The following is a 19319-nucleotide window of genomic DNA, read 5'->3' as shown; positions in this document are numbered from 1 at the left end:
GCACGTTTAACGAAATGCCAAGATAATCGCGCAGTTTTTTATGCGGCTTATCTTGGCTAAACGGTTTGGCACAGGTTTGTGGGTGTAACTAAATACATGACTAGAGTTTGAATACGGCCAGTTTATTGTTTAAATTCAGTGATAATTCGGCCAAACTTTCACTTTCTTGAGCCAAATAAGTTGCCGATTCAGAGACTTCGAGCGCTGAGTTATTAATCCCGCACACGTTTCTGTTCATGTCTTCTGCGACCACACTTTGTTCTTCTGCGGCGGTGGCGATATGGGTTGCCATGTCACTCACATGTTTTATATGAGCAACGATAAGCGATAAATCCTTACCCGCTTTTGCTGATTGACTCACACTGTTTTCTGCCAGTGCACGGCTTGCATCCATTGCCTTAGCGGCGCTCACGGCCCGTTGTTGCAATAATGAAATCGTGTTTTGAATTTCTTCGGTCGATTGCCTAGTGCGACTGGCAAGTTGCCTCACTTCATCGGCGACTACAGCGAACCCTCGCCCTTGCTCGCCAGCGCGGGCGGCTTCAATTGCCGCATTCAGTGCCAGCAAGTTGGTTTGGTCTGAAATCGCGCTGATAACAGAGGTGACCTCGCTGATCTGCATGACTTCCTCTTTAAGCATATTCACTTGATCCGTCGCTTGCTCCACTTCTTTGGCAAGAGCATGAATACCATCTACGCTGGCGTGAACATCTTGGTCGCCAAGGCCAGCTTCCCAAGTGGCTTCTTTGGTATCTTTGGCTGTGCTCTCCGCATTATTCGCGACATCGGCGATAGTGGCGCTCATTTCATTCATGGCGGTTGCAAGTTGGGCGAGTTGATCCCGCTGATTATTTACCGCTTGATTAGTTTCCTCTGCAGTTGAGGCGATACGAGCCGAGGCCTGGGCAACATTGTCAGCGCTATGACTCGCTTGAAGTAAAGTGCTACGAATGGAGTCTATGCTTTGGTTTATATTGTGGGCTAAGATGCCAAGTTCATCTTTACCATAGATTTTTAGCTGAGTCGTTAAATCACCTTTTGTGATGGCGAGCATAGCCAGATTCACATCATCCAATGGCTGAGTAATAGAGCGGCTAATGGCATAACCTAGCCAAGCCATAAGCACAATAATGACAAATGTAATGCCTCCCATGGTGAGGTATTCATTCCAAATGGTGGCTTCGATATCTTGGAGTAACATACCTGAGCCTAAGATCCAGCCCCAAGGTTTAAATCCCATGACAAGTGAGATTTTCTGCGCTGATTTGCCATTTGCCATTCGCCGTCGTCCAGAGGTATTCGACTAATCCTTGTTTGCCATCACGGCCGAGTTCGACCATTTCGAACCAATAATTCTCTTCGCCTCGATTCCCCATTTGTTGGCCAACCAGTTCTTTTTTGATGGGATGAACGATAACGTGCCTCGATTCATCAATCACAAACAAGTAGTTATCACCATCAAAACGCATGTCGTTCAACATGTCTTTAGCGGCTTGCTGTGCTTGCTCTAGGGGGAGCGATTGCGACAACGCTTGGATACGGGTGCTGGCGAGGGACAATACGGCATTAAGTCGTGCCTCACGCTCTGCCATCAGGTTGTGCTTTAGGGCTGTGACGGAAATAGTGAGTAAAATTAAGGCACCTGCGAGGGCGATAATGAGCTGTAGTGCGAGTTTTCGATTAACGGGGATGTCAGCGAGTTTGAACATATGATCTCCTTTTCTTTGTGTAGCGATTTAAGCCATTCCCTCTGTTCAAGTTGTTGTCAGCTTTTGGCGAAAGATATGTTGTGTAAAGTGAGTGATATAAGCATCGTTGACTTTGATAAAAATTCCAGTTGGCGGATTAAATAAATGCACTAAATTACAGAGTTTTAATGGAAATTGTGAGCAATATTGCAATTGCAACCTTAGCGCGTTTATCTATCGAGAGGATGCGAGATTCGAACAAGGGAAGGGCTGCTGAGTCTGATATAAGCCAGGCAGTTCGAACCCCTAGCGCACAGTGCGCAGGGGTTCGTTTATTCGACATTAAAGGCTTATTGAGTTGAAAGAGCGTTAAGCTAAAAGATGGCCAAGCGTTAAAGTATCAACCGTGGCTGATAAGCTGCGGCTCGGCACTGCTTGATGATACTTTAATACCTGCTGCGACTTGCTTCATCGCACTGGTGAGTTGGCTTAATTGTGCTGAGCTAATGATATAGGGCGGCATGATATAGATAAGGTTGGCGAAGGGACGCACCCAGACGCCTAAATCAACAAATTGTTGCTGTAGCTCTGCGGTATTGACGGGTTCGTGCATCTCTAACACGCCCACTGCGCCGAGCACTCGCACGTCTTTTACGCTCGGTAAGTCAATCGCATCGTTAAGTTCTAAACGCATTTGCTGTTCGATAGCAGCCACTTGCGCTTGCCATTCATTACGGTTAATTATGTCTAAGCTTGCACACGCCGCGGCGCAGGCTAGCGGGTTACCCATAAAAGTAGGGCCATGCATAAACACGCCTGCGGGAGATTGGCTTATGCCTTGGGCAACTTTATCGGTACATAGCGTTGCCGCTAGGCTGATATAACCGCCCGTCAGCGCTTTGCCTAAACATAAGATATCAGGGGTAATATGGGCGTGTTCATAGGCAAAAAGCTTACCTGTTCGACCAAAGCCAGTGGCTATTTCATCTAAGATCAGCAGGACATCAAATTCATCACATAGGGCACGAAGACCCGCTAAATAATCTGCGCTGTAGAAACGCATACCGCCAGCGCCTTGCATTATCGGCTCTATAATCACTGCGGCAATATCATGGTGATTAATGCTTAATATGTCGCGCATTGCGGTTAAATCATCGGCTTGTAAGGCTTCGCCAAAGGCGGTTTGTGGCGCGGGCACAAATGATTGTTTCGTAAGCGCATCGCCAAACATAGTGTGCATGCCGCCTTCGGGATCGCATACGCTCATCGCGGCAAAGGTATCGCCGTGGTAACCCTTCTTAACGGTAAGAATGCGTTGTTTTAGCGGTCGCTCTTCTCCATGTACACTTTGACCTTGCCAACTCTGACCTTGCCAAAATTGCAGCGCCATTTTAATTGCCACTTCGACTGAGATAGATCCAGAGTCGCACAAAAAGACCTTTGTCAGCGGTTCGCAGGTCATAGCGATAAGTTTTTTACACAGTTCAATGGCGGGTTCATGGGTGATACCGCCAAACATCACATGGCTCAGTTGATGCAACTGTTTTTCCATCGCGGTTAATATCTCGGGATGTGCATAGCCGTGCACACAGGCCCACCACGAGCTAGTGCCATCGACCAACTTGCGGCCATCAACTAATTCCAATTCACAGCCTTTGGCGCTGTGTACACCAAAAACAGGAAGAGATCGGGTCATTGAGGTGTAAGGATGCCAAATATGGGCGCTATCAAAGTCAAAATCGAGTAAATTGCGCATAAATGCTCACTTTTTTGGTGATAAAGTAGCCATTAGTAAACTGGGTTCACTGGTTGGCGTTGACAGTTTAAGGGCTGAGGTTATCCTAGCCAAGATAAAAAACAGAATAAAAAGGGTGTTCAATGTCGCAGTTGCAAGTTCGTCATGATTGGAAGCGGGAAGAAATCGAAGCCTTATTTGCGCTGCCGATGAATGACTTATTATTTAAAGCACACAGTATTCACCGTGAGGTATACGATCCTAATGAAGTGCAAATTAGCCGTTTATTATCGATTAAAACCGGTGCTTGCCCTGAGGATTGTAAATATTGCCCGCAGAGTGCTCGCTATGACACAGGTCTAGAGAAAGAGCGTTTGCTGGCAATGGAAACTGTGCTGACCGAGGCACGCAGTGCTAAAGCCGCGGGTGCCTCTCGTTTCTGCATGGGCGCTGCTTGGCGTAATCCAAAAGAAAAAGACATGCCGTACCTTAAACAAATGGTGCAAGAAGTTAAAGCCTTAGGTATGGAAACCTGTATGACGCTCGGCATGCTTTCTGAAGATCAAGCGAACGATTTAGCCAGTGCTGGCTTAGATTATTACAACCATAATTTAGATACTTCGCCTGAATATTACGGCGATGTGATCACGACACGTACCTATCAAAATCGTTTAGATACACTGACACATGTGCGCGCTTCTGGTATGAAAGTGTGCTCGGGCGGGATTGTCGGCATGGGTGAAAAGGCGACGGATCGTGCAGGCTTACTACAACAGCTGGCTAATTTACCGCAGCATCCTGATTCAGTACCAATCAATATGTTAGTCAAAGTGGCGGGCACGCCGTTTGAGAAGCTTGACGACCTAGACCCACTCGAATTTGTGCGCACTATCGCTGTGGCGCGTATCTTAATGCCGCTTTCCCGCGTACGGTTATCGGCAGGCCGCGAAAATATGAGTGATGAGCTGCAGGCCATGTGTTTCTTTGCCGGCGCTAACTCGATTTTCTATGGTTGTAAATTGCTGACCACACCAAACCCAGAAGAAAGCGATGATATGGGGCTATTTCGACGTTTAGGCTTACGTCCCGAGCAGGGCGCAGCGGCAAAACTGGAAGAAGAAAGTGCTGTTTTAGCCAAAGCGGCGGCCTATCAAGATAAGTCATCGGCACAATTCTATGACGCGGCTGCTTTGTAATACTGCTGAGCGCATGTTGTCCGACAAACAGGTCGAATAGCCTGTAAACCTTGTTGGCTGCAGCCTATTTTGATTGCGGCCGATAGCTTTATTGGCCGCACTCCATTTTTCAAGCAGCATTTTTAAGACAATCATTCTTGAGGCTAAATCGATGAGTTCTCTGCTCGAGATGAAAATTGCCGCCCGTCAGCAAGCCTTACGTGAGCAAGGTTTATTACGGCAACGTAAAATGTTGAGTGTTGATCACAGCTTTGATATTAACGCACCCACTTCGAGCCCGTGCTTTGTGTTCGAAGGGCGATCCTATGTTAATTTTAGCAGTAATGATTATTTAGGCTTATCCCGCGTTCCTGAGTTGGTTGAAGCGCTGCACCTTGGCGCGCAGACCTACGGTGTGGGTAGCGGTGCATCGCCCTTAGTGACAGGGTACAGTGATGCGCATGTCACACTTGAACGTGAACTCTGCGCCTTAACGGGGCATGAAGCGGGATTACTATTCTGCTCGGGCTTTAGTGCTAATACGGCGTTAATGAAAACCTTGTTTGATCAGCAAGATACTGTGATTGCCGATAAACTTGTGCACGCCTCAATTATCGATGGTTTGCAGGACAGCGGTGCGCAGCTTAAACGTTTTTTACACAATTCGCTTGAGAGCGCTGAGCGGCTTCTGACTCGAAATCACGCATCGGCGTTAATCACAGAAAGCGTGTTTAGCATGGACGGGGATTGTGCGCCGATCGTGCAGTTATCGGCGCTTTGTCGTCAACAGAATACTTGGTTGATTGTTGATGATGCCCATGGTTTTGCGGTGCTCGATGGCTATCAAAATAGTGATGCAAGAGATAAAGCCGCCAAGCTTATCGATGTGCAAGTGGTGACCTTTGGTAAGGCATTAGGTTGCCAAGGCGCAGCGGTTTTGGGGAGTCAGGCGCTGATCGACTTTTTGGTCAGTAATGCCCGCGAATATATTTATTCGACCGCCTTATCGCCCGCCAATGCCGCATTAGCGTTAGCCGCAACTCGGTACTGCACTGCACATCCTGAGTTACAGCAAAAGCTGCTTGAGAATATTTCGCTATTCAAACAGTTATGCCTCGATGCTGCCGTGCCCCTTTTAGGTTCGGATACCGCAATTCAGCCGTTGATCATTGGCGATGCGCAGCAAACCCTGCAGGTCGCCGAAACGTTAAGAGCCGCGGGCATTTGGGTTGGGGCTATTCGCCCGCCGACGGTGCCTGTAGGGTCGGCGCGGTTACGCATTACCTTAACGGCGACCCATACCGCTGAAGATATCGTTGCTTGTGTTGAGCAATTAGCCCAAGTGCTTAGTCGTGTTGGTATTCCGCTTGTCACTGAGCGACAAGCTGCGGATGATTACAGATAAATGTACGCTATAGAACGCGTTATTCTATTGAATTTTAAGTTTTTATGGTTGAGTGTTAACTGCAATGCCAAGCCCGATTAAATCCAGCAAGCCCAACGCGAGTGAACTAAGCTCTAACGTGCTCAAATCTAGTGAGCCCAAATCTAGTGAGTCCAACTCTTGCGCGTCAATATCTCACGAGATGAATGTGAGTGAATCTGCTGTAATGCAAGCTTTTGAAAAAAAAGCGATTGAAAAACAAGCTTTTGAAAAACCAGCTATTGGAAAAAGAGCAATTGATAAAGAATCCTATGTTCACGGCGCTCAGATTGCTGAACGATTCTCAGCGGCGGCCCATAGTTATCAAGACCATAATCAGTTACAGCGTCTGAGCGCCACCAGTTTACTCAGTGAGTTTACCGCCAAAGGTCATCTGTTAGATATTGGCGCAGGCCCTGGGACAGATTTTGCGGCGTATCACTGTGCGCATCAATCTGCACATCACTCAGATCATGAATCGGCACATCAATCAGGGTGTCAATCAGCACATCACTCTGAGCATGGTTCGATACAAAATCCACCGACAACTGTGTTTGCTGTGGATATCGCCCTTGGCATGTTACACAAGCTAAAACAAACTTATCCCGATTATCATGGCGTTTGTGCCGATGCCGAGTGTTTACCCTTTGTCGATGGCTGCATCGATGTGATTTATTCGAATCTGGCTTTGCAGTGGTGTGCGAATTTTCCCGCCGCGGTAGCTGAAATGGCGCGCGTATTGAAGCCGGATGGCGAGTGTCATTTGAGCTTAGTGGCGCAGGGGAGTTTGAATCAATTAGCCGAATTAGGCTTAAGAGTGAATGACTTTTCGACACTGGAGGCGCTAAAAACTGCATTTAAACTCGATACATGGCAGTTCTTAGAGGTGCAGCTCATTCCTATGACAGTGCATTTTGATACTCTCAAAGCATTGCTCTATTCCATCAAAGGGGTGGGCGCCTCGGTGCAATCGGCCAGTTCAACCCATTCAGCCAATTTAATCAGTTTAGATAATTCAACGATTCAGTCAGCAGGAGAGGTTGCTGGCGCAACAGCCGCTGCAGAACCTGCTCTGCGATTGCGCGGTCGCCAAGATTGGCTGGCAATGCAGGCCAAAGCCGAATCCTTACGTGTACCCCAAGGTTTGCCATTAACCTACCAGATAGTGCAGATACGTGCTCGGCGCGGGATGTAACAGTTTCACACTATGTTTTAGCTACAACAATATTCATGCACACATACTTAGCATTGATTAGCGATAGGGACTTTGATTTGTGGACTTGTGGATTTAAAGGTCTACAGGTTTGCGTTTTAGCTCTATGGAGAGTGCACTTCACAAAAGTACACTCAATAGCGACAGATAAGGATCTAATATGTTTTTTGTAACAGGTACAGATACCGACAGTGGTAAAACCTTAGTCTCATCGGCGCTGTTAACCGCGGTGAACCGTTTGGGCGCGATCGCCAGTGCTGACTCGGCTGTGAGTATTTTGGCGTCTAACACGCTGTCTACCTTAGGTGTTAAGCCCATCGCCTCGGGCTGCGCACAAACCTCCGAAGGCTTGCGTAATGCCGATGCACTGCAGTTGATGACTTCATCGTCGCTGAAACTTACTTATCCTGTCATTAATCCTTTTACCTTTGAACCTGCGATTGCGCCGCATATTGCTGCCGCCCAAGTGGGCGTGAGTTTAGCACCTGAAGCCATTATCGAAAGTTTGGATTTAGCGGCATTTGCTCAAGCGGATTTTTGTCTGATTGAGGGTGCGGGTGGCTGGCGTTTGCCCTTAGGCGAGGGCCGATATTTATCGGAAGTGGTACAGAGATTAGAACTGCCAGTGATACTCGTGGTAGGCATGAAGCTCGGTTGCTTAAATCACGCGCTGCTCACTCAAGAGGCAATACTGGCCGATGGGCTTAAGATTGCAGGTTGGGTCGCCAATTGTGTCGACCCGAATATGAGTATGTTTGCGGAGAATCTGACGAGCCTTAAAGAGATGATGTCAGCGCCTTTCCTCGGCAGTGTGCCTTTTCTTGATGATCCCAGTGCAGAAAATGCCGCCGATTATCTTAATACTTCACCGCTTTTTCAAAGCGTTGAGACTAATGCATAGGCAGTGCCTAACTAATGTTTAGCCGCTGAGCGGCTTAATGCTTTCATCTAAGCGTTACCGCTAATGTCTTTAGACAAAAAAATAAGCCTCACATTACGTTGAGGCTTATTTATATCAAGGCTGCTGATTAATGCTCGCAAATGAGTGACTGCACATTAAAGCTAAGCGTTGCTATCAGCTATTGATCTGTTGCTTCAATGCCGTTGAGGCTTTAAAGCTGGGCTGATTGTAACCGTCGATTTCTATGGCTTCGCCCGTTTGTGGATTACGGCCCGTTTTAGCGACATGGTATCTCAGTTCAAAGGTGCCAAATTGCGGCAAGAAAATTTCTCGCCTTCGCTTAAGGCGACGTGGATCTGTTGCAATATCTGCTCAACCACAGGTTTAGTGCTCGCTTGCGATGCATTGAGTTCGGCGGCAATACGTTGGATAAGTTGTGCTTTGTTCATAGAAACCTCTGAAGTCAGCTTAGGTTCAATCGAAGGGGAGTTATAACAAGCTCGCCTTAAGATTGAAAGTCATAGCTAGCTTAGCGCGGTTGATTGGTGTTTTATTGACAGACTTGTGATGCTTTTGGTGGCTGAGCGTTGCGAAAGTGGCAGCCGTTTGTCAGTATTGAGTGGCCTAAAGGCTGAGTTAAAAGGCTTAAGCGCAAGGCGTGTTGCGCTTAAGCCATGAGTAACACTATTCAACAGCTGGCTGATGAGATACCAACTTTTTAAAGCTCGCCTATGAAAAGAGCGTTTCTTCCAAGGTACGGCCTTTCAGCAGCATCTTGTATTGCCACTTATGTTGGTTGAATAGGGTAAATAGGCGCATTTCAATATCACTGCTCTGTGCTTTTTCTTCATCCGTTGTGAGCTGAATAATAAACACCTTGCTCTGTTTTGAGCTTACGTTCACCACGCCCGCCAGTTTCGCCACTTCCGCTTGCAGCAAATCACTGTCACAGCTTTGCATGGTTAACGTCAGGTAATCGCTGTCGGTCGATGCATGCATAGACACGGCTTGGCTCAGTTGCCCCTTATCTAAATACAACACCTGATCGCACAGCTTTTCGAGCTCATCGAGATTATGGGAGCTGATCATAAAAGTCGTGGTGGGCGATAAGGCTTTAACCAGCTCGCGGACTTTTTTCGCGTTGGCAGGATCGAGCCCCGCGGTCGGCTCATCCAATAGCACTAACTCTGGCGAGCCGATTAGCGCCTGTGCAATCGATACGCGTTTACCCATACCGTGGCTGAGGCTTGGTGGTTTTTGCTCGGCGACATCCGCCAAATCGACTAAGGTCAATACGCGAATGGCCTCTTGTCTGGCTTGTTCTACGCCCATGCCCTGCAGACGCGCGAAAAAGCTTAACTGGCTAACAATGGTCAAATTGGGATCGAGCACCGCATCTTGGGGTAAAGCGGCAATTTTGCCTAAAAGTTTAGGGCTATTAGGCGCTTCACCGAGCAGGGTTATTGTCCCTGCACTTGGCGACAAATAGCCGCATAACAGGCTAAAAAGCGTGGTTTTACCCGCGCCATTTGGACCGACAAGGGCGATGGGCGCACCCGCTTCTAGGCTGAAGTTAACATCATTCAGTGCCTTTTTGCTGCCGTAAAGTTGCGACAGCCCTTGGCATTGGATCAGACTCATAGCGAGCTCCTTTGCATATAAATTCTGCCGAGCAAGAGGGCCGCAGCGGTTTGGATCAGTGGAATAGGTGCATAAGCTAAGCTGTTGAGTCCATTAGTATTGAGCATGTCCGAAAGCTGGGCTCCGGGTAATACCCATTGCAGCTGTGCCAATACGCTAGATTGGCTGCCTAACACCATGATGGCGATGGAAATCACTGTCCATAAAATGGTCGCAAACACCATAGCTTGGCGTGCCGTGCGCGCATACAGGGACAATAAGGTCATCACTGCCGTATAGGGCAAGATCACTATGATGAGGTTAAGGCCAACTAAGGCGCCAGAGCTTAACGCCGACAAAAAGAGCTGGCTGTCACGGCTGAGTGCGAGGGCGACAGTGGCGATAATCGTTAATAGGATCAGCAAGCCTTGGATCAGGATTTGGCCAAGAAAACGCCCGAACAATAAGCTGTCACGGCTAGTGCGTATGGTTAAAAAACGCAGCGTGCCACGGGTTTTATCGGAGGAGAACTGATCGGCGGCGATCAAAATGCTGAACAGTGGAAACAAATACAGCGCAAAGCACCAAAACACCGCCATTTCGGCCACGGGCCACTCAAAGAGCACATTGAGGGTATTGGCACCAAATAAGCTGTCGATGATATCTTTTACATTGGGCTGCAATAACATGGCCGATGCACTTTGAATGGGGTAAAGCAGAAGTACACCCCAAACTAAACCAAAGGCGACCAAGGCGATGATCCCGCGGGTATTAAATAAAAATTTGCGCAGTTCAAACATGGCGATAATAAACATGTTGTTGAAACTGCTGGGTGGATTATTGGTCATGTGCTGTCTCTATTCTTTTTGCGCTAGGTTCAGGGGCTATGGTGCTTGGCGCGACTATGTTGGTGCGGTTAAGTTTCTCACCCTTGGGTAGACAGTGGATTGGTCCATAAGTGCCATGTTGCCCACATAGCACTTATTATCCATCGGTATTTATCAGTCATTATCTATCGCTAATTAGCTCAATGAGACGATTAATTCATCGAGCTTTTGCGTCAGTTCGGCGACTTGTTGTTCTAGCTCTGTCACTCTGTTCACTAATTCAAGCGGCTCTGCGTCTACAGACACTGCGACATGGGCTAAGGTATGACTTGTGCTATGGGATTGGCTAGCACTTTCGTGTGGTGAGGCGGCAGAGAATAATTCCACATAACGGGATTCACGGCGGCCGGCTTCTCTGGGTAATTGTTTTAAGAAGGGCTTTTCACGGCTCATCAATTGGCGGATGCAATCTTCCACGTCGATCACGTCTTTAAATTCGTGTAGGCGATTGCTGCGGGTCCGTAGTTCTCCTGGTGTTTGTGGGCCGCGTAATAGTAACAAACAGACGATGGCGAGTGCGGCGGGGGAGAGTTGAAGTTCGCTGAATTCGGTATTGCAGAATCTGTGCTTGTATTTAACGACGCGGCTGCCAAATCCCGACTGTTCGCTGATCAAACGTTTCCGATTAAGGGAGTCAACGGCGATTTGCACTTGGGTTTCGCTGAGTTCGAGTACCGGCTCGCGGCTGGTTTTTTGATTGCAGGCTAAGGTCAAAGAGTTTAGCGAGAGTGGATATTGCTCAGGGGTGGTGATTTCTTTCTCAAGCAGGCATCCGATGACTCTGGCTTCGTGTAACGTGAGTTCCATATAAGCTCCAAAGAAAAAAGCATGGCTTTGTTTATAACAGAGCCATGCTTAATATCCTAGGAGTTGTCAGTCAAACTCAGCCTTAGTGATGGTAAACTGTACAATTTTAACGCTAAGTACTGAATAGAGTTGATTATTCTGCGGTTTCAGTCAAACGCAAACCATCATTATCTATGCTCAGTTGACCATTCTTAAATAAGCCACCTATGGCTTTTTTGAAGGCTTTTTTACTCATACCAAGCTGATCGTAAATGATTTCAGCATCGGTTTTATCGGTCAGGGCTAAGAAACCGCCAGCCTGTTTGAGTTTGATCAGAATGATGTGGGCGTGCTTATCTAACTCTTGTTTACTGCCTTGTTGCAGCACAAGATCGATTTTGCCATCGCGGCGCACTTGTTTGATGAAACCTTTGAGTCTTTGGCCGAAACGCAGTTTTTGGAACACTTCGTTTTCGTAAATCACGCCCCAATGGGCATGATTAATAATGGCTTTGTAGCCTAAATCTGTGGTGCCGCCGATGTATAAATCGACCTGCTCACCAACTGTGTACTCAGGCTCAGTCTTATCGAGGAACTTATCGATTTTTGATGAGGCCATGATGCGTTCATCGGCGCGGTTGGCGTGTACATAGACCAGATATGAGCGGCCTTCTTCAATAGGCTTATGTTGCTCACCGAAGGGCAGTAATAAATCTTTATCTAAGCCCCAGTCTAAAAAGGCGCCATAAGGGCCGGTTGCAACGGCTTTTAAATAGGCAAATTCGCCTACCTGTGCCAATGGACGGCGAGTGGTAGCAATCACGATATCTTCAGAATCTAGATACAGAAACACGTCAAGCAGATCACCGACTTGGCAGTCTTTTGGGGTGACTTTGTTTGGCAGCAGTACTTGCCCTAATTCGTGGGCGTTTAAATACACGCCAAAGCTGACTTGTTTTACAACCTCAAGTTTGCAGGTTTTACCTATCTGTACCATGGATCTCTCTGTGCATAATGGAATGTGATTCGGTTGCGATTATACACTTCGGTGCTGAAACTGCAGCATTATTGTCTTTGAGCTTTATCTTAGCGTGTGTGAGTCGCCACTTAGCGCAGGCTTGACCACGCATTGTGTCTCGGAGGAACCACTGATTTATGGCGGGTTTGGCGCCGTGATATTGGTTGTTTGGCTTCGCTTAATGTTGGCAAATGTGTATCACTTGAGTGACACACAAAAATCAGGGATATTTACAGGGGTAAATGTCAATAAAAGTGACAAAGGTGATATAAAAAATATTGAACAGACTCGTACGACGTTTATGGGTTAACTAACTAATATTACTCTATTTAAAACCAATGGGTGGCGGGTGATTGTTAAGCAGGTGTTTATTATATTTTAATGTAAAAGATTAAATGAGATTCTTGCTTGCATTCTGTGACATTGCGCGGTTTAATTGCGCCGTTCAACGACTTTGCTCGTTGCAGACATTACAAATATTACGTGAGTAATAAAGGTTTTATGGTTCACCAGTCATTAACCGTGTAATTAACAGTAGATGTAGTTACATGGGGTTAAGAGGGTTTTTATTAGCTAATGCACAAGCATCCATTTTTTGCACTTTGCCTAAAAGTGTCACAATGCCAACGCTCGATTGTCGTACCATACGATGATACTGGCCTTAAGCATCTCACGTTGATCCGCATCAATTCTGGCCGCGAAGAAGCCAATAGTCCCCTGTTAAAATAATCTTGCCTAGCGATAAGCTGGTTTGGCGTGTTCGCTAGTTCAGTGTTATCGGTTTTCGTTTTCTACTTGTGTTATCGGTTTCTGAAGGTCTTAACCTCTTTTGAACGTCTTTAAGCTACTTATTAGCTTGATGTTTTAAGGATGCGACTCAGGATCTTATTTGGCTTTTTGGCTGTATTTTCGCCTTTTAGGCTGAGGATAAATGCAAGCGAGGCAAGTAAAGATAGCTTTACTGGGATAAGGGAATAATCTTTCTCTTCAATATGATACGATGTAATGCGCTAAGATGAGTTGTCTCTTGCGCCATTAATGAAAATCGCGGCAATGTCACTTACACTAGCGTGACGTTGCGGCATTAAGGAGAAGGTAAAATCTACCTTCGTGTATGTCAGGTAAGGTGTCCCTTTGCCTGGGTTTGTCGAACGGGCGGTTGTGCTATTAAGCCATGACCGTTTAACCCATTTTTTAATAGACGGGCTAAATAATAATGAATGATTGGTCTATTGATGATGCTCGTGCTGGGTACAATGTTACTCACTGGAGCCAAGGTTTTTATGGGATCAGCGATCAAGGTGAGGTGACTGTGTCACCGGATCCTAAAAATCCTGAATACAAGATTGGCTTAAATGAGCTAGCCAAAGACATGGTCAAAGCGGGGGTCGCTTTACCTGTATTAGTTCGTTTTCCGCAGATCCTGCACCACAGAGTGAATAGTTTGTGCCAAGCATTCGACCAAGCGATACAGAAGTACGAGTATCAGGCGGACTATTTGCTGGTTTACCCGATTAAAGTAAACCAACAGCAAACTGTGGTGGAAGAGATCCTAGCGAGTCAGGCATCAAAAGAAGTACCACAACTGGGTTTAGAAGCGGGCAGTAAGCCTGAGCTGATGGCTGTGTTAGCCATGGCGCAAAAAGCCAGTTCAGTCATTGTATGTAATGGTTATAAAGATAATGAATATATCCGTTTAGCACTGATTGGTGAAAAGTTAGGCCACAAGGTTTACATCGTTTTAGAAAAACTGTCTGAACTGAAAATGGTGTTAGCTGAATCTAAACGTCTGGGCGTGACACCGCGTTTAGGTCTACGTGCGCGTTTAGCCTTCCAAGGCAAAGGCAAGTGGCAGGCGAGCGGTGGTGAAAAATCTAAGTTCGGTTTATCTGCTGCGCAAATTTTGTTGGTTGTAGAGCAACTTAAGCAACACGATATGCTGGATTCGCTGCAATTGCTGCATTTCCACTTAGGTTCGCAAATCGCTAATATCCGTGATATTCGCCAAGGTGTGAGTGAAGCGGGTCGTTTCTACTGTGAATTACGTGAATTAGGCGCAAGCGTTAACTGCTTCGACGTCGGTGGTGGTTTAGCGGTGGATTACGATGGCACTCGTAGCCAAAGTAATAACTCGATGAACTATGGACTGACCGAATACGCCAACAACATAGTTAACGTATTGACTGACATCTGTAATGAATACGAGCAACCTATGCCACGTATTATTTCAGAATCGGGTCGTTACTTAACGGCGCACCATGCTGTGCTTATCACCGATGTTATCGGTACTGAAGCTTATCAGCCTGAAGATATTCAACCGCCAGCGGAAGATTCACCACAGTTATTGCATAACATGTGGCATTCATGGTCTGAGATCAGCGGCCGCGCCGATCAACGTGCTTTGATTGAGATTTACCACGATAGCCAAAGTGACTTACAAGAAGCGCATTCGCTATTCGCTTTAGGTCAATTGACCTTAGCGGAGCGTGCGTGGGCTGAGCAAGCTAACCTGCGCGTGTGTCATGAAGTGCAAGGGCTATTGAGTGCGAAAAACCGTTATCACAGACCTATCATTGATGAACTCAATGAAAAGTTAGCCGATAAGTTCTTTGTTAACTTCTCATTATTCCAGTCATTACCGGATGCTTGGGGTATTGACCAAGTGTTCCCAGTATTGCCGTTATCAGGCCTAGATAAAGCCCCTGAACGCCGTGCTGTCATGCTCGATATCACTTGTGACTCTGACGGTATTGTCGATCAATACGTTGATGGTCAAGGGATTGAAACCACGCTGCCAGTGCCAGCATGGAGTGCGGATAGCCCGTACCTGATTGGTTTCTTCCTTGTGGGTGCATACCAAGAAATCTTGGGTGATATGCATAACCTGTTTGGTGATACAAACTCAGCAGTGGTTCGCATCGAAGATAATGGTGTGACTAACATCGAATCTGTATTGGCGGGTGACACGGTTGCTGACGTATTGCGTTACGTTAACTTAGATGCGGTGGCCTTTATGCGCACTTATGAAGAGTTAGTGAATCTGCATATCGCCGAAGGTGAACGCGCACAAATTTTAGAAGAATTGCAACTAGGGCTGAAAGGCTATACCTATTTAGAAGATTTTTCTTAATTTCTAGCGTGTTAAAATAAATCAGCCTTGGGTAACCTCGGCTGATTTTTGTTTTTATAAGGACAGATTTTTCGCTTTTATTGCCGTTTTAGTCGTGTAAAATCGCGTTGTTCTAGGATCAAGTAAAGGATGAGTGACGATCATGAGGTCAAAGGGTTGATGTTTTTTGAAGGTTCAGAAAAAAAACTCGAGATTATCGTGACGGCGTCTGTGCCGAATTTACGCGAACTCGATGTGAGTTTTTGGTCTGCCTTAGTCAACTGTGCCCACGCCGAGATACTGTCGCAGTTAAGTAATGCGGACTGTGATGCTTATCTGTTGAGTGAATCCAGCTTGTTTGTATGGCACGACAGATTTGTCATGCTCACCTGTGGTAACAGTACCTTAGTGGACGCCGCTTGTTATTTTATCGACGCGCTTGGCGTGCCTGCCATGGCCTTGGTGAGTTATCAGCGTAAAAACGAATACCAAGCCCATCTGCAAACCACGAGTTTTGCCGAGGATATTGGCAAACTGCGCCAACGTATCGCCGGTAAAGCCTTTCGAGTGGGCCATCTTGACAGCCATCATCACTATTTTTTCTGCTCTGACAGTGATTATCGAGCACCAAAGGATGATCAAACTAGTGAGCTGTTGATGTATCACATTCGTGGCGAATTTGCCGACTATCTTAATGGCGGCTCGCAGAGTAAAGATGAGATTTGCACTGCACTCGAACTTAACGATTTACTCCCTGAATTTGAGATTGACGCCCATTTATTTGATCCATCAGGCTTTTCGATGAACGGTATTTGGGGCAAATATTATGTTACTTTGCATATTACGCCTCAAAGCGAGAATGCGTGCGCTAGCTCCTATGTGAGCTTTGAAACGAATCTGGATTTAGCGCAGTATCCGCAAGATCTATTGGGGCGTCTATTAACCTTGTTTGCTCCTGTCAGTTGGGACACAATCCGCTTTAATACCGACGACTCAACGCAGGGATTTCCTGCCCATTTATGCTTAGGGCGGTGTTCATTAACGACCGAGCAAGGTTATGACATTGGTTTTAGCCACTATCAGCAGCTTCAGGCTGAAGTGCTGATCCCTGAACTCATGTGAATTTTTGGCGTTTGCTTAAGGAAACCCTATGACAGATCTCAGTGATATCCGCCGCGAGTATGCCAAAGGCGGCTTAAGACGTGCCGACTTACCGCAAAACCCGATGGACTTGTTTGAATTGTGGATGACGCAGGCGAGGGATGCAGAGCTTAGCGATCCCACCGCCATGTGTGTGGCGACTGTGGATGAGCACGGCCAACCTTTTCAACGAATAGTATTACTTAAGCGTTTTGATGACACAGGTTTCGTATTTTTTACTAACCTTGGCAGCCGCAAAGCACAGCAAATTGCTGCTAATAATAAAGTCAGTTTGCATTTCCCTTGGCATCCTCTAGAGCGTCAAGTATCTGTGCTCGGAGAAGCGCAGGCACTGTCCACCGCTGAAGTGCTTAAATACTTTATGACCCGTCCTAAGGACAGCCAAATTGCGGCTTGGGTATCGCAGCAGTCGAGTAAACTCAGCGCTAGACAAGTACTTGAAGGAAAATTCTTTGAAATGAAGGCAAAGTTCGCTAAGGGCGATGTGCCTTTACCCAGTTTTTGGGGCGGTTACTTAGTGAGACCTTCGAGTATCGAATTTTGGCAGGGTGGAGAACACAGGCTGCATGATCGTTTTATTTATTCTCGCCATGATGCAGAGTGGGAAATCGATCGTTTAGCGCCTTAGTACGGTGCATAGTTCGATAGCTCGGCATAAAACTGAGCTCGTGAACCTAACAACAGAGTTAAAAGACATTGAGTGATTATAAAATTTGGGTTGATGCGGATGCATGCCCTAATCCTATCAAAGAAATCCTGTTCCGGGCGGCGGAGCGCAAAGCCCTGCCGCTGGTGCTGGTGGCTAATCAAATGATCCGCGTACCGCCATCTCCCTATATCAGCCAAATTCGAGTCGGTGCGGGATTTGATGTGGCAGATCAATATATTGTCGATCATGTGGAACCGACGCATTTAGTGATCACTGCGGATATCCCCTTAGCGGCTTTAATCATTGAAAAGGGCGCCTTGGCGCTCAATCCCCGTGGCGAGCTTTATACCGTCGATAACATAAAACAAAAGCTGACGATGCGCGATTTTATGGAAGATTTGCGCGGTTCTGGCGTGCACACTGGCGGGCCTGATTCGTTTTCTCAAGCAGATAAACAGGCTTTTGCCAATAGCTTAGATAAATGGTTAGTGCGCGTATGAATCATAGTTTACTGGTCGCTAATGGATAAACAGAGTATCTTTAGCTTAAGTTAGGTGATGTTGATCACGTTTAACTGGGCAGGATTTTAGCCTGTTGCGGATGTCGAATTTCTTTACGACATGGCTTTTAAACTCACTCTTTAAGGACGGATACGATGAAAAAATGGATGGGAATTGTCGCCTTATCTGCTATGGCCAGTTTTAGCTGTGCCGCGCAATGGCAAGTGATGGAACAAGATTCGCGAGTCAGTTTTATTTCGGTAAAGAAAGGTGATATAGGTGAAGTCCATCACTTTAAACAACTCAAAGGTACGCTAAAAGATAACGGTCAATTTGAATTAACAATTCCACTAATCGGTGTGGCAACGGGTATTGATGTCCGCGATGAGCGGATGCAAAATTTGTTATTTGAAGTGTCTTTGTATCCAGAGCTGAAACTGTCATCACAAGTAGACCCTAAGATACTAAAAAATCTTGGCGTCGGTGAGAGTAAAGTTTTTGATATTGATGGAAAAATTGCGTTACACGGCAAATCGCAAACTAAGGCTTTTTCGGTGATTATCACTAAAGTTTCTGATAACAAACTTTTAGTGAACAGTTTTCAACCGGTAATTGTTAATGCTAATGAGTTTGATCTTGTGGCTGGGATTGATAAATTACGTGAAATTGCGGGTTTATCGAGCATTAGTCAAGCTGTTCCTGTGTCATTTGTACTAACCTTAACTCAGTAACTTCAATAAGATTGGTATAGATCAATACGTCTGTTATCGAAGATAGGCTAGAGTTAAATAAGTGGCGTATGCGAGATCTTGATAAGAAGCCGAGCTTTTGGCTTCTTTGATATTTTCTGATGTGCTATTAATAGCATCACAATAGATATTAAGTTAATGAGTTTAAAGGGTAAAAAATGGTCACAGATAAAGATGGTTACATGCATTTGGTCCAGTATTTAACTGAACATCTTGGCTTATTTGAAACACCAAGTTCAGAGGTAGTTTCAGACGATACTGTGATGGAATTATTTGAAGAGCAATTGTCGGCACAGATCATTATGGTGTGTGGCCAAAATCCATCGTTGTCTTTTACGCAACGTAATGTGATTATCCGTGAAGTAGATGCAATTGTGTATGATTTAGAAGAGATTTTAGCTTCAGTTGCCAACCATAAAGCGACTCCCGCACAGACTTTATTTATTACTGAGTTTTCTAGTTTGATTAAGAATTTGTTCGATCAAGAAATCGCTAAACTTCAAGTGAGTGCTTAGTCAGAATAGCAATTAGATTATTTATTAATGCATGATTTTAGGTAAGTCATGACTAATACTATTTTTTAGCAGCGTAAATCACCATCGTTTGAGTACCATGTGTTTCCTCACACTTATTGTTAACCTCGAGCAGTAGCAGCCTTGAGTGTGAGGTAAATATCTGCTCTTTGCTTCACCTCATGTTATTTCG

At 46.0% G+C, this 19319-nt stretch carries 16 protein-coding genes and 2 pseudogenes; 11 read left to right on the top strand and 7 right to left on the bottom strand.

Annotated elements, in window-relative coordinates:
- Positions 1–100: 100 nt before the first annotated feature.
- Positions 101–1709: pseudogene (locus AAA952_RS06410) on the bottom strand (methyl-accepting chemotaxis protein).
- Between the two features lie 379 nt (positions 1710–2088).
- Positions 2089–3444 (bottom strand): adenosylmethionine--8-amino-7-oxononanoate transaminase, encoded by a 1356-nt coding sequence (gene bioA, locus AAA952_RS06405; RefSeq protein WP_338255433.1) that lies wholly within the window; start codon positions 3442–3444, stop codon positions 2089–2091.
- Between the two features lie 122 nt (positions 3445–3566).
- Between bioA and bioB the strand changes: the two genes are divergently transcribed.
- From bioB to bioD, 4 genes are all read left to right on the top strand, one after another.
- Entirely contained in the window at positions 3567–4619 is a 1053-nt protein-coding gene (gene bioB / locus AAA952_RS06400) for a biotin synthase BioB (RefSeq protein WP_212599785.1), read from the top strand.
- A gap of 151 nt (positions 4620–4770) precedes the next feature.
- Complete coding sequence (locus tag AAA952_RS06395; protein WP_338255431.1) at positions 4771–6003, top strand: aminotransferase class I/II-fold pyridoxal phosphate-dependent enzyme; 1233 nt, start codon at positions 4771–4773, stop codon at positions 6001–6003.
- A gap of 64 nt (positions 6004–6067) precedes the next feature.
- Positions 6068–7216 (top strand): methyltransferase domain-containing protein, encoded by a 1149-nt coding sequence (locus tag AAA952_RS06390; protein WP_338255609.1) that lies wholly within the window; start codon positions 6068–6070, stop codon positions 7214–7216.
- A gap of 178 nt (positions 7217–7394) precedes the next feature.
- Positions 7395–8135: a dethiobiotin synthase gene (gene bioD / locus AAA952_RS06385; protein WP_338255429.1), complete on the top strand. Its 741-nt coding sequence runs from the start codon at positions 7395–7397 to the stop codon at positions 8133–8135.
- A 174-nt stretch (positions 8136–8309) separates the two neighbouring features.
- Here bioD and AAA952_RS06380 read toward each other — a convergent pair.
- From AAA952_RS06380 to AAA952_RS06360, 5 genes and pseudogenes are all read right to left on the bottom strand, one after another.
- Positions 8310–8584 (bottom strand): annotated as a pseudogene (locus AAA952_RS06380) (HU family DNA-binding protein).
- Positions 8585–8864: 280 nt separating this feature from the next.
- Positions 8865–9776 (bottom strand): ABC transporter ATP-binding protein, encoded by a 912-nt coding sequence (locus AAA952_RS06375; RefSeq protein ID WP_338255427.1) that lies wholly within the window; start codon positions 9774–9776, stop codon positions 8865–8867.
- Entirely contained in the window at positions 9773–10603 is an 831-nt protein-coding gene (locus tag AAA952_RS06370; protein ID WP_338255424.1) for an ABC transporter permease subunit, read from the bottom strand. Before AAA952_RS06370 ends, AAA952_RS06375 begins: the two co-directional genes overlap by 4 nt.
- A gap of 174 nt (positions 10604–10777) precedes the next feature.
- Positions 10778–11449, bottom strand: coding sequence for a YceH family protein (locus AAA952_RS06365; RefSeq protein WP_338255422.1), 672 nt, complete (start codon positions 11447–11449; stop codon positions 10778–10780).
- Positions 11450–11582: 133 nt separating this feature from the next.
- Entirely contained in the window at positions 11583–12425 is an 843-nt protein-coding gene (locus AAA952_RS06360) for a CvfB family protein (protein WP_006086322.1), read from the bottom strand.
- Between the two features lie 597 nt (positions 12426–13022).
- Here AAA952_RS06360 and AAA952_RS06355 point away from each other — a divergent pair.
- The 7 genes from AAA952_RS06355 (at position 13023) to AAA952_RS06325 (ending at position 19129) form a co-directional block, all read left to right on the top strand.
- A complete protein-coding gene (locus AAA952_RS06355) occupies positions 13023–13175 on the top strand; it encodes a hypothetical protein (RefSeq protein WP_011846564.1) in 153 nt (50 codons plus the stop codon).
- Between the two features lie 487 nt (positions 13176–13662).
- Complete coding sequence (speA, locus tag AAA952_RS06350; RefSeq protein WP_338255415.1) at positions 13663–15576, top strand: biosynthetic arginine decarboxylase; 1914 nt, start codon at positions 13663–13665, stop codon at positions 15574–15576.
- Between the two features lie 159 nt (positions 15577–15735).
- Positions 15736–16677 (top strand): adenosylmethionine decarboxylase, encoded by a 942-nt coding sequence (locus AAA952_RS06345; protein ID WP_113938980.1) that lies wholly within the window; start codon positions 15736–15738, stop codon positions 16675–16677.
- A gap of 28 nt (positions 16678–16705) precedes the next feature.
- A complete protein-coding gene (pdxH, locus tag AAA952_RS06340; RefSeq protein WP_131523902.1) occupies positions 16706–17344 on the top strand; it encodes a pyridoxamine 5'-phosphate oxidase in 639 nt (212 codons plus the stop codon).
- A 68-nt stretch (positions 17345–17412) separates the two neighbouring features.
- Positions 17413–17865, top strand: coding sequence for a YaiI/YqxD family protein (locus AAA952_RS06335; RefSeq protein WP_006081277.1), 453 nt, complete (start codon positions 17413–17415; stop codon positions 17863–17865).
- Positions 17866–18020: 155 nt separating this feature from the next.
- Positions 18021–18596 carry a YceI family protein gene (locus AAA952_RS06330; protein ID WP_028760327.1) on the top strand — a complete coding sequence of 192 codons (576 nt, stop codon included), beginning with the start codon at positions 18021–18023 and terminating at the stop codon, positions 18594–18596.
- A gap of 176 nt (positions 18597–18772) precedes the next feature.
- A complete protein-coding gene (locus AAA952_RS06325; protein WP_113938764.1) occupies positions 18773–19129 on the top strand; it encodes a DUF3802 family protein in 357 nt (118 codons plus the stop codon).
- Positions 19130–19319 lie beyond the last annotated feature (190 nt).

The organism is Shewanella sp. M-Br, from assembly GCF_036245925.1.
Taxonomy (GTDB): Bacteria; Pseudomonadota; Gammaproteobacteria; order Enterobacterales; family Shewanellaceae; genus Shewanella; species Shewanella oncorhynchi.
The sequence above is the reverse complement of the archived record's forward strand: the minus strand, read 5'-3'. Positions and strand labels throughout refer to the sequence as shown.